We start from the raw sequence: 11,498 nt of genomic DNA, 5'->3' as shown, positions 1-11,498 counted from the left end.
TGCCATCTTCTTGAATGATTCGTCAAATACTCTTTTCATGATAAAACAAATTTAAATCTATTTTTTTAAATATGTCTCCACTCAAAGGTAGCAACTCCACTCATTGATTATCCTTTTGGCGGAAAACTGTCTTTACCATAAGTATTGCGCTCCCTGATCTGGCCATTCCTGCCGTGAACGAGCATTTCCGAGCCTTGGTTAATTGCAATTTTCCGGGCGATTTGAACCGCTTCTTTTTGCGTTGACACTACCTTGGTAACTTTACTGTTACCCGCGCCTCTGATTGCCCAGTTGTCACCTTTTGGCACAACATGCTGATTTTTTTTAGTCATGATGATTAAAATTTAAAAATTAGTATTACCTTTGTTTCATATATAAGACAAATGTCAATCTTGTTGCAGCAAAGATATTAAGAATTTTTATATGTTGCACCAATGAAACAATGTTTAATTAATAAAACTTATCAACATGCAGTCAACACTTAATACAGACCTTTTAGCAGGGATGTTAAAAAGTAAAAGAGCAAGTAAGGGTTTGAGAGCTGTCGCTGAAGAAATTGGCAATGTCAGTGCAGCAACACTATCAAGAATAGAACAAGGGAAAATACCAGATGTCGATACATTTATCAGTATTTGTAACTGGTTGAAAGTAACTACCGATACTTTTATTTTGGGGGATACTTCAAATAAACCTACTTCAAATAAAGAGCATGTGGTTGCTCACCTTCGGGCAGAAAAAGAATTGAGTCAGGACACAGTCAACATGCTTATTAAGATGATTGATATGGCATACGACACCAAATAAGTGCAGACAATTGGCAACGCAAACAACGCTCATACGTGGATTTAAGGCAAAGGCCGAACGCATCTCGACTGAATATCGCGAGAAACTTGGTATACATGCATGTGCACCGCTTTGTGCTTTTAAGCTTGCAAATTACTTAAAGATTCCCATTTATAGGGCCACTGACTTTATCACCGATGCTGCTGAACTCAAAAAGTTAGAAGGTATCGATTGCGAGGGATACGGATGGAGTGCCTTAACGATGATTACCAAAGCAGGTAATCGTATTATCATTCATAATAATTACCATGTTCCTGCAAGACAACAAAGTGACATTATGCACGAGATTGCCCATATTATTTGCGAACATGAAGTTAAATTACCACCGCAAGGAATTAATTTACCTTTAGGGATGCGTGATTTTGATAAATCCCAGGAAGATGAAGCTATATATCTCGGCGCCACCTTACAACTGTCACGACCATGTCTTTTATGGGCTAAGAAAAACAATATGACCAATGCTGCAATTGCCGCCCATTTTAATGCGAGTATGGAAATGGTAAACTTCAGAATCGGTTCCACAGGGATTAACAAGCAGTTTTCTTTTCGAAAAAATCAGGTAAATTAATGCTGCATAATAGTAATTAATTTAGAAGACACCATCTTACCTGAAACGGCTAGTGCCGACTTGATGGAATATACTTTCCTATCGCCACAGACTAACGGCCGGGACGTTGAATTGATCGTCAGGTTGATTAAGTTCTACACCTTTTGAGCTTTCAAAAAAAGTTAACACGGAATCAGGTGCTCGATTGCAGTTTCCAATCACTCTATAGATTATTAAACCTCAGTATACTGGGTTTTTTGTAGACTACACATACAGTTCTTTTCCACAGGTGTTCGATACTCCCCTGACAGATTAAATATAGACCACTTTTGGTTTATTTAATAATAAAATAAGCAGACCCCTAAGTAAAATGATTATCTATAATTTTTTGCTTACACAAACTGAATAGTGCTATATAGATTTATCAAAATACTGTAAATCAATTTATTATAAATTTTAAAATGAGTTGAATAGCGTTAGAATTGGCACAAGGTGTTCGACTGTGATCCCTGACAGCCCACCAAGAAATTCCTTAAGAAATTAAGGAGTTTTTTTTATACTTTATATTTTCATTCGACCTTTGGGATCAATACAAAAACCTGTGGATTTATAAAAATTTATGCATAAATTTTAGTTAGTCTAAAAAGGAAAAACTCTACATTCCTTACTCCTCTGAACTGCGCTCTAAATGCTTTTATTTTTGCATTGAAAGATTCTGCCGAAGTATTTCAAAATAGTTTAAGATTGACTGGTAATTAAAAGTTATCTTCTCAAATAAACTACCTCGGGGCAGAGCCACCGAGGTATTAGAACAACGAGAGCTGTTGAGAATGTAATTTCTTGTATTCTTTCTCTTTACCTTGTGATTTCACATAAATTTGAATCGTATTTTCATCTACATGACGACCAACTGTATTTACATAATAACCTTTAGACCAAAATTCACCTCCCCATAATTTCTGCTTTACTTCTGGATGAAACTTAAAGATTTCTTTTGCAGTAATACTCTTTACTGTCATGATAATTTTTGTCGGACTCTCTGTCGGAACACTTTGAATCAGAAAATCAACATGATCTTGGTCAGTGCCAATCTCTATAAACGATATGTCATAACGCTTAGCGATTTCCAAACAAATATCTTTCAACGTCTTCTCTACAGCTGAACTAAAAACAACAAGCCTATATTTTGCTGGACAAACAAAATGATACAACAAAACAGAAACATTATGGCTCTTATGGATATACTCACTCACATAAAAATAATAAGAAAAAAAACGAAGCAGAGCTTCGGGGAATTAAACCCTTAGAGATTAAAAATTTGGGATTAGCTTTTATAAAACAAGCAACGTCCTGAAATCTCAGGACATTGCTTGTTATCTTTAAAATATTTTTTTTTTAGAAAACTTTATATGGTAATTACCTTCTCGAAAAATTTGCTTATTAGATTTTCTTAAACAAATACCCTCCATCTGAAAAACAAATTTATCACTGTTATTTTCTAGTGAGCTTCCAGCCAGTCTTTACCCAAACCAAGTTCAACTTCTAAAGGAACGGCCATTTTAAAAGCATTTTCCATTTCGTGCTTAATCATGGGTTGAATTTTTTCTAATTCGTCATTATGAACATCAAATACAAGCTCATCATGTACCTGAAGCAACATTTTTGATTTCCAATTTTCTTCCTGAAGTTTTTTATGAATGTTGATCATCGCAATTTTAATCACATCCGCAGCACTTCCCTGAATTGGAGCGTTAACAGCATTTCTTTCTGCAGCGCTTCTTACTACGGCGTTAGCTGAATTAATATCTTTTAAATAACGGCGGCGTCCCAAAATAGTTTGAACATATCCGTTTTCGCGGGCAAATTCTACCTGGTCTGAGATGTATGATTTTAATCTTGGATAAGTATTGTAATAAGCTTCAATCAAAGCAGCACTTTCGCTTCTTGATAATGAAGTCTGATTGCTTAATCCAAAAGCTGAAACGCCATATATAATTCCAAAGTTTACAGTTTTGGCATTGCTTCTCTGTTCACGGGAAACTTCATCCAACGGCACATTAAAAACTTTTGCCGCTGTTGCCTTGTGAATATCTTCTCCGTCCTGAAATGCTTTAATCATGTTTTCTTCACCACTTAAGGCGGCAATGATTCTTAATTCTATCTGGGAGTAATCGGCAGAAATTAAAGTGTGGTTTTCATCGCGTGCCACAAAAGCTTTACGGATCTGACGGCCTCTCTCGGTACGAATCGGAATATTTTGCAAGTTTGGATTATTAGAACTCAAACGACCTGTTGCAGCAACTGTCTGCATATAATCAGTATGAACACGTAAAGTTTTTTTATCAACTTGTTCTGGCAAAGCCAAAATATAAGTGCTTTGTAATTTCACCATCTGTCGCCAGTCTAAAATTTCTTTTACGATTGGGTTGTCATTTGCTAAGTACGTCAAAACTTCTTCACCGGTAGCATATTGACCGGTTTTGGTTTTCTTTTGTTTAGCACCACCAATTTTAAGTTTATCAAATAAGATATCACCTAATTGTTTCGGTGAAGCCAAATTAAATTTCTCGCCAGCTATTTCGTAAATATTTTGTTCTAAAGTTTTAATTTCAACATCCATTTCTTTTGACATGGCACTTAAAAACTCAACATCTAAACGAATTCCTTCTGTTTCCATAGCAGCCAAAACACTTACTAACGGAATCTCGATGTCTTCAAAAAGCTTTTTAGTTTCTGTTTTATCTAATTCTTCTGTAAAAATCTCTTTTAATTGTAATGTAATATCAGCATCTTCAGCTGCGTATTCCTTAATTTCTTCAAGTGCAACATCGCGCATCGAAATCTGATTTTTACCTTTTTTCCCAATTAAGGTTTCGATTGATTTTGGCGAATATTTTAAATACGTTTCGGCTAAAATATCCATATTATGACGCATATCAGGATTGATCAGGTAATGCGCTATCATGGTGTCAAAAAGTTTTCCTTTTACTGTAATGTCATAATTAGAAAGAATTTTTAAATCATATTTTAAATTCTGACCTATTTTCTCGATGTTTTCATTCTCAAAAAAGGGTCTGAATTTGTCTATCAAAACCTGAGCTTCTTCCTGACTTTCCGGAAACGGGACATAATATCCCTTTCCTTTTTCATAGGAGAAGGAAATTCCAACCAACTCAGCATGCAAAGCATCCAAACCTGTAGTTTCCGTATCAAAACAAACCGAAATTTGTTTTTGCAGATTTTGTAAAAGCAACTTAATTCCTAAATCTCCTTCAATTGCCTGATACGAGTGAGGTGTATTTTCTAAAGTATTGTAAAATGAAGCTCTTGCTGCTTCAGGATTTTCTTCAGTTGTTCCTCCTCCAAAAAGATCAAATTGATCCTCATTTTTAGGCTGAGGCTTTTTATATAATTTAGCATCCGGAGCATTATTTTCGGCTAATTCATTCCCTCCTCCTACTTTAAATAAATTGTCAAATTGTTCTGCCATTCTTCTAAATTCCAGTTCCTGAAAAATAGCATCGGTTTTCTCAATGTCGGGACGCGAAAGTTCGTAGTCATCTTCATTAAAAATCACATCACAGTCGCAGATAATAGTTGCCAGTTTTTTAGATAAAATCCCCTTGTCTTTATTAGCCTCGATATTTTCTTTCATTTTGCCTTTTAGCAAATGAGTATTTTCAAGAAGATTTTCCATTGTGCCAAATTCTTTAAGAAATTTTTTGGCTGTAACTTCACCTACGCCCGGTAATCCCGGAATATTGTCTACGGCGTCTCCCATCATACCAAGAAAGTCAATTACCTGCTCTGGTCTTTCAATTTCAAATTTTGCCAAAACCTCTGGTATCCCCCAAATCTCAATCCCGTTACCCATTCGGGCTGGTTTATACATGAATATGTTTTCAGAAACCAATTGGGCAAAATCCTTATCGGGCGTTACCATAAAAACTTTATAGTTTTGTTTTTCGGCTTGTTTGGCAATTGTTCCAATTAAATCATCTGCTTCACAGCCTGCAATTTCAATAATTGGAATATGCATGGCTTTTAGTAAATCCTGAATATAGGGAATCGCAATTTTGATTGCCTCAGGAGTAGCATCGCGGTTTGCTTTATAATCTGAGTACATTTCGGTTCTTACCTGGCTCCCTTCTTTATCAAAAGCAACAGCCAAATGATCTGGTTTTTCTCTTTTAATAACATCCAAAAGGGAATTCATAAAACCCATAATAGCAGATGTGTCCATCCCTTTTGAATTGATTCTCGGATTTTTTATAAAAGCATAATAACCACGAAAAATTAAAGCGTAGGCATCTAAAAGAAAAAGGCGTTTTTGAGTTGACATAAAAAAAATATTAGTCTGTAAAAATAAACAATTGGGTTTTAAAAATGATTCTGTTTTATGAATTTAAATATTTGTGACAGTTTAATCAGATGTTTTTTTAATTAAACAGGAGGTTCATGAACTTCCAGATGTTGTACAATGAAAAAGCTTAAGTTAATATCAAGTTAAAATTTTATTGATCAGTACTTTCTTCATTTTGTCTTCATTTTACAGAGGTAATTTTGGAGTGTAAAAAATAAATATTATTAATTTAAATACTTAGAAATCATGAGAAATTTATTGATGTTATTAGTAGCAGTTTTAGGAACAAGTGCAATGGTTAGCGCATTTCCAGCAAAAGAAGGTAAAGTAGTTTCTGCAAAAGAAGTAAAAGCAACAAAACATCCGAAACACAAATCTGAGAAAAAAGCAAAATCAGAAAAAAGTGAAGCTCCGAAAGCAGAAACAGCAAAAGTAAAAAAATAACAAAAAGTAATTTAGAATAAAAGGTAATTAATTTAAAACTTAAGAAATCATGAAATCACAGATTCACGAAAACAAAAAAAGCAACACACTTAGTCTGAGTAAAAATTTATTGATTGTTTTAGCAGCTGTTCTGGGAACAAGTGTAATGGTTAGTGCGCAAACAACTCCAACGCAGGCAACTCCGGCCAAAGAGGTGAAAGTAACAAAACACCATAATCATAAAGCGAATAAAAAAGCAAAAGCTGAAGCTTCAAAAGAAGAAGCAGCCAGCGTGAAAAAATAAGAATTGCTTTTGTTTTGTTTTCGAACTATTGTAACGGAGGCAAAACAGGAATAATGATTATAAGAATGCGATTGAAGAAGCTGATGAAGAAATTTGTCAGCTTTTTTTCATTCGTTAATTTTTTAATAATGCGCGACAGGACTTTTTATAATTGATTAATTTTAGTTGTGCTTAAATTGTTGTTTTTATGAATGTTTTGATTGTTGAGGATAATAAAGAGCTTGCCGGAGAAGTTTACGACTTTCTTTGTACTACAGGATATATCTGTAAAATTGCAAATAATTGCGAAGATGCATTGGAGGAATTTGGCAGTAATGATTATGATGCAATGCTCCTGGATTTAGGATTGCCTGACGGTGATGGTTTTGAGGTTTTGAAAGCCATTCGAAAAACAAAATCAAAAATAGCCGTGATTGTAATTACTGCACGTGGAGAATTAGATGACAGAATCAATGGTCTTCACCTTGGTGCTGATGATTATTTGACAAAACCTTTTGCGTTGACAGAATTGGCAGCCAGGTTATTTGCTGTTATTCGAAGAATTCATGGTTTTACTTTAAATAATTTAAGCATCCACGGATTTATACTTCAGCTTCAGGATTACAAAGTAAGCTACAACGAAACACCAATAAACCTTACCAAAAAAGAGTTTGATATTTTTCAATATTTGGTTTTAAATAAAAATCGGGTAATTACAAGACTACAATTAACGGAACATATTTGGGGAGACATTTTGGAGGTAAATTCAGATTCGAATTTTATTGACGTTCATGTACGAAATCTCAGAAAGAAATTGAACAAGCACAATTCGATAGATTGGTTCGAAACAGTTCGCAATGTTGGGTATAGAATTAATGAATAAATAATTTTTTGTGAAAATAAAACATCAATTAGCCATTTTTAATGCACTGACAAGACTGTTGGTTATTTTGGTTTTGTGGTTAATGCTGCCCATTTTGGTTGAAAATGTTGTGTATCGGCACATAAATAATGGATTGATCGAAAAAAAGAAAAAATTTATTGACCTCCTCAATCAAAAGGAAATTAATGATCTTATAGAAAATTCAGATGATTCGACCGAAACATATTCGCAGTTTACTACTTTACACAGCGAGTTTTTGGTTCTTTCCAGATTGTCTTCAAAACCCAGTCAGAAAAAAACAACTTTTAGTAATGATAACCGAATTATAGAAGGAGAAGAAAATGAATATAGAATTCTGCAATATCATTTTACTTATGGAAATCAGGATTATCAGCTTGAAATTGGAAGTAGTCTCAGCGAAGTAAACGACCTTACGTTTAGTGTTAGGCTTTTTATTATTATCGTTTTGGTTGTTATTCTTTTGATTACTTTTTTGGCGGATACCGTTTATATCGAATATTTACTGAAGCCTTTTTATAAAATTATTGATACTAAAATAAGGCGTGTCAACGAACCGGAAGCTTTTGATCACACGCCTATTAATGCAAAATCCAGAGATTTTAAAGAACTTGATTTTGTTTTGAATCAAATGATGGATCGTATCGCTGAAGTTTTTAAAAAAGAAAAACAATTTATTTCGAATGTTTCCCACGAGCTTTTAACGCCAATTGCTTTATTAAAAAATAAACTGGAAAATTTGCTGCAAAATGAATCTTTAGATGACAATGCCATTGATAAAATTGCAGGTTCTTTGAAAACGTTAGACATGTTAAAAAAAATTATCAATAATTTATTACTGATTTCAAGAATTGAAAATAACCAATACGAATCAAATGAACACATTAATTTTAAGGAAATAATTAATGATCTGAAAGAAGATCTTCAGGATCGAATTGATGATAAAAGAATTGCGTTTGTCAATAAAATGAAAGATGATTTTTCTTTTACAGGAAATAAAACCTTAATTCATATCCTGTTTTATAATTTGGTTACAAACGCCATAAAGTATAATAAAACTAATGGAAGCATTATGGTTTCTGATGGTTTTTTAAACAATCAATATTTTATTGCGATAGAAGATTCCGGTATTGGGTTAAGTGAATCTCAAATCGAGAATATTTTTAACCGATTTGCAAGAGTGAGTTCTGATCAGGAAGGACAGGGACTTGGATTGGCTATTGCTAAAAGTATCGCTGTTTTTCATCATATTGAAATTAAGATTTTCTCTATTTTAAATAAGAGAACAACATTCACTTTATTGTTTTCCGAAACTGAAGATAAAATTAAAAGTTAATTTTTTTCCTGAAAACCTCAATCTTCATTTTGTCTTCATTTAGCGATTCTATCTTTGAATCAAATAAATGAAACAATACAAATTAAACAAATAGACAATTATGAAAAAGTTAGTAATGTTTGCAGTGTTTGTTATAGGAACAGCTGCAATGGTAAATGCCCAAACAACTCCTGCTCAAACAACAGCATCAAAAGAAGTTAAGGCTACTAAGCCTAATAAGAAAGAACATAAAAAAGCAAAAGCTGACAAAAAAACAGAAACTAATGCTGTTAAGCCAGAAGCTGCAAAAGTTCAAAAGTAAACAGTAAAGTTTGCAAGTCAGACTTTGTTGTGGATTATAAAAGGTTAAAAAAAAAAATTGTAGCGGAAGCTGATGGAGTAATTCATCAGCTTTTTGCTGTTTATTGAGTTAAAATTTTGATAATAGAAAGCGGTAAAATTTTCATTCTTTGTTACTTTGTTTAAAACTGTAAATAATGATTCTTCGTTTTATAATTCTGTGTGCTCTTTTTTTATTTATTGAGTTCTATTCTTACCAGGCCTTGCGCACTTTAATCAAATTACGATGGGTTTTAATGGCTTATCAGCTAATCAGTGTATTACTTTTAGTTTTTATTATCTATTCTTTTACGCAATTTGACCGTTCAGTTGGGCAAACCAAATATACCATGTTTACAATGGGTTTAATGTTATTGGTTTATGTTCCTAAAATTGTAATTACGCTTATTTTGTTTGGAGAAGACATTTTTAGAATAGGCGCCAGTATCTTAAACTATTTCATGTATAATGCACCACGAAAAGAAATGATGCCGGACAGACGAAGGTTTGTTAGTCAAATTGCTTTAGGATTGGCTGCAGTTCCTTTTTTGTCGTTGATTTACGGAATTTTTGAAGGAAAATATAATTTTAAAGTTTTTAAACAAACTATTTTTTTTCCTGATTTGCCGGATGCTTTTGATGGATTTAAAATTACTCAGATCTCAGATGCTCACAGTGGGAGTTTTGACGATTCAGAAAAAATAAATTATGCTATCGATTTAATTAACGAGCAGGAATCTGACATGATTTTATTTACCGGGGACATTGTTAATACACATGCTAAAGAAATGCATCCCTGGATCAATGCTTTTAACCGGATAAAAGAGTACAAATACGGCAAGTTTTCGATCTTAGGAAATCATGATTATGGAGAATATGTTACCTGGCCTTCAGAGAAACAAAAGGATGAAAATTTTCAGGAAATAAAAAACCTGTACGGACAAATTGGTTTTAAATTAATGCTGAACGAGCATACTTATATTCAAAAAGGGAATGATAAAATGGCGTTGATAGGAGTAGAAAACTGGGGGGTGAATTTTAAGAAAGCCGGAGACTTAAATAAAGCGTCTGCAGAAGTTGCTCAGAATGATTTTAAAATCTTAATGAGTCACGATCCAAGCCATTGGGAGGCCGAAATTAAAAACCACCCTAAAAACTTCCATTTAACATTATCAGGACATACTCATGGAATGCAATTTGGTATTGAAATTCCAGGATATTTTAAATGGAGTCTGGCACAATACATTTACAAGCAATGGGCAGGGCTTTACGAAAATTTAGGAAGGTACATTTATGTAAACAGAGGATTTGGTTTTCATGCCTATCCGGGGCGTGTTGGTATTATGCCGGAAATCACGGTTATTGAACTAAAAAAGGGTAACAATGTGGCTTAATTCGGTAAAAATGCTACATTTGTATAATGTTAATCTCTTTTTAGTAGATTTAAAAATTTAAATTTTTGGTTTTATGTCAAAATTTGGAGAACTAATAAATGCTCAGGTTCCAGTGTTAATAGATTTTTACACCGACTGGAACGAATCATCAGTTTCTATGCATCCTGTAATCAAGGATGTAGCAGCAGCGCTTGGTGATAAAGCCAAGGTAATTAAAATAGATGTTGATAAAAATCAGGAATTAGCAGAAGCTCTACGAATTAAAGGACTTCCAACTCTGATGATCTATAAAGAAGGCCAAATGATCTGGAGACAATCCGGTGAATTGGATGCTAATACCATTATTGGAATCGTTCAGGAACAGCTTGGCTAATGAAAAACCAGGGATTGTTTTAGCTGACAACATCAAATACAAATCCATTTTCTTTTAGATAGCTTAAAGTCTTAGGTAGTGCAAATTTTAAATTTTGTGATGCTTTTATACTGTCATGAAAAACAATTACGCTTCCGGATTTTACATTTTTAGTAACATTTTCCAGACATTTTTCAGGTGTAATAGTTTGATCAAAGTCGGCACTTAAAACATCCCACATCACTATTTTATAGCCTAAATTTCGTAAGATTTTAGATTGTGTCTTTTTGATTTTTCCGTAAGGAGGACGAAATAGTGAGCTACTCAGTTTTTTCCCGGCCAATACAGCAGCACAATTTTTTACATTTTCAATATAATCATTTGTTTTGCTTTTCCATCCATTTGCATGGTTCATGGTGTGATTTCCTATTGAATGACCTTCTGAAATTAATTTTTCAAACAAAGAAGTGTTTGCATTAATGTTTTTTCCAATACAGAAAAAAGTCGCTTTTGCATCAAATTTCTTCAATTCAGATAAAACCCAGTCTGTAACTTCGGGAGTCGGACCATCATCAAATGTTAGGTATATTTTCTTTTCTTTGTTTGGAATATCCCAACAATATTTAGAAAATACCCTTTTTATAAATGAATTTGTTTTGACCCAATAAAAGCTCATTTTGAAACAATTTAGAGATATGTAAAATTAAAAAATGCAGCGCTATTTATCTAACAGCGCTG

13 protein-coding genes are annotated in these 11,498 nt (G+C 33.4%); 9 read left to right on the top strand and 4 right to left on the bottom strand.

All coding sequences use genetic code 11. From position 1 onward, the window contains the following. Nucleotides 1-107 precede the first annotated feature (107 nt). Complete coding sequence (locus FLACHUCJ7_RS01125; protein ID WP_180907590.1) at nucleotides 108-332, bottom strand: DUF2188 domain-containing protein; 225 nt, start codon at nucleotides 330-332, stop codon at nucleotides 108-110. Nucleotides 333-468: 136 nt separating this feature from the next. Between FLACHUCJ7_RS01125 and FLACHUCJ7_RS01120 the strand changes: the two genes are divergently transcribed. Beyond that, nucleotides 469-804, top strand: a complete 336-nt coding sequence (locus FLACHUCJ7_RS01120; RefSeq protein WP_171568493.1) for a helix-turn-helix domain-containing protein — start codon at nucleotides 469-471, stop codon at nucleotides 802-804. Nucleotides 805-814: 10 nt separating this feature from the next. Continuing rightward, the gene (locus FLACHUCJ7_RS01115) at nucleotides 815-1,411 is read left to right on the top strand and encodes an ImmA/IrrE family metallo-endopeptidase (protein WP_180907589.1); all 597 of its coding nucleotides are present in this window, start codon (nucleotides 815-817) and stop codon (nucleotides 1,409-1,411) included. Nucleotides 1,412-2,196: 785 nt separating this feature from the next. On the opposite strand, the gene tnpA is transcribed toward FLACHUCJ7_RS01115, so the two are convergent. Both tnpA and polA read right to left on the bottom strand, forming a co-directional pair. After that, nucleotides 2,197-2,643: an IS200/IS605 family transposase gene (gene tnpA / locus FLACHUCJ7_RS01110; RefSeq protein ID WP_180907588.1), complete on the bottom strand. Its 447-nt coding sequence runs from the start codon at nucleotides 2,641-2,643 to the stop codon at nucleotides 2,197-2,199. Nucleotides 2,644-2,888: 245 nt separating this feature from the next. Next, nucleotides 2,889-5,732 carry a DNA polymerase I gene (polA, locus tag FLACHUCJ7_RS01105; RefSeq protein ID WP_180907587.1) on the bottom strand — a complete coding sequence of 948 codons (2,844 nt, stop codon included), beginning with the start codon at nucleotides 5,730-5,732 and terminating at the stop codon, nucleotides 2,889-2,891. A 267-nt stretch (nucleotides 5,733-5,999) separates the two neighbouring features. On the opposite strand from polA, the gene FLACHUCJ7_RS01100 reads away from it, so the two are divergent. The 7 genes from FLACHUCJ7_RS01100 to FLACHUCJ7_RS01070 all read left to right on the top strand — a co-directional run bounded on the left by FLACHUCJ7_RS01100 (nucleotide 6,000) and on the right by FLACHUCJ7_RS01070 (nucleotide 10,781). Next, nucleotides 6,000-6,197, top strand: a complete 198-nt coding sequence (locus tag FLACHUCJ7_RS01100; RefSeq protein ID WP_180907586.1) for a hypothetical protein — start codon at nucleotides 6,000-6,002, stop codon at nucleotides 6,195-6,197. A gap of 49 nt (nucleotides 6,198-6,246) precedes the next feature. Next, entirely contained in the window at nucleotides 6,247-6,480 is a 234-nt protein-coding gene (locus FLACHUCJ7_RS01095) for a hypothetical protein (RefSeq protein WP_180907595.1), read from the top strand. A 187-nt stretch (nucleotides 6,481-6,667) separates the two neighbouring features. After that, on the top strand, nucleotides 6,668-7,342 hold the full coding sequence (locus FLACHUCJ7_RS01090; RefSeq protein ID WP_180907585.1) for a response regulator transcription factor: 675 nt from the start codon (nucleotides 6,668-6,670) through the stop codon (nucleotides 7,340-7,342). Nucleotides 7,343-7,352: 10 nt separating this feature from the next. After that, nucleotides 7,353-8,696 (top strand): sensor histidine kinase, encoded by a 1,344-nt coding sequence (locus FLACHUCJ7_RS01085; RefSeq protein WP_230408775.1) that lies wholly within the window; start codon nucleotides 7,353-7,355, stop codon nucleotides 8,694-8,696. 100 nt (nucleotides 8,697-8,796) lie between these two features. After that, on the top strand, nucleotides 8,797-8,997 hold the full coding sequence (locus FLACHUCJ7_RS01080; protein ID WP_078225656.1) for a hypothetical protein: 201 nt from the start codon (nucleotides 8,797-8,799) through the stop codon (nucleotides 8,995-8,997). Between the two features lie 175 nt (nucleotides 8,998-9,172). Beyond that, nucleotides 9,173-10,408 (top strand): metallophosphoesterase, encoded by a 1,236-nt coding sequence (locus FLACHUCJ7_RS01075; RefSeq protein ID WP_078225655.1) that lies wholly within the window; start codon nucleotides 9,173-9,175, stop codon nucleotides 10,406-10,408. Between the two features lie 73 nt (nucleotides 10,409-10,481). Next, on the top strand, nucleotides 10,482-10,781 hold the full coding sequence (locus FLACHUCJ7_RS01070) for a thioredoxin family protein (RefSeq protein WP_078225654.1): 300 nt from the start codon (nucleotides 10,482-10,484) through the stop codon (nucleotides 10,779-10,781). Between the two features lie 19 nt (nucleotides 10,782-10,800). Here FLACHUCJ7_RS01070 and FLACHUCJ7_RS01065 read toward each other — a convergent pair whose 3' ends face one another. Continuing rightward, on the bottom strand, nucleotides 10,801-11,436 hold the full coding sequence (locus FLACHUCJ7_RS01065) for a polysaccharide deacetylase family protein (RefSeq protein ID WP_180907584.1): 636 nt from the start codon (nucleotides 11,434-11,436) through the stop codon (nucleotides 10,801-10,803). Between the last annotated feature and the right edge of the window lie 62 nt (nucleotides 11,437-11,498).

It is taken from the genome of Flavobacterium salmonis (assembly GCF_903819435.1).
GTDB lineage: Bacteria > Bacteroidota > Bacteroidia > Flavobacteriales > Flavobacteriaceae > Flavobacterium > Flavobacterium chungangense.
Note: the sequence above shows the minus strand (reverse complement) of the source record. Positions and strands in the feature narration are given on the sequence as shown.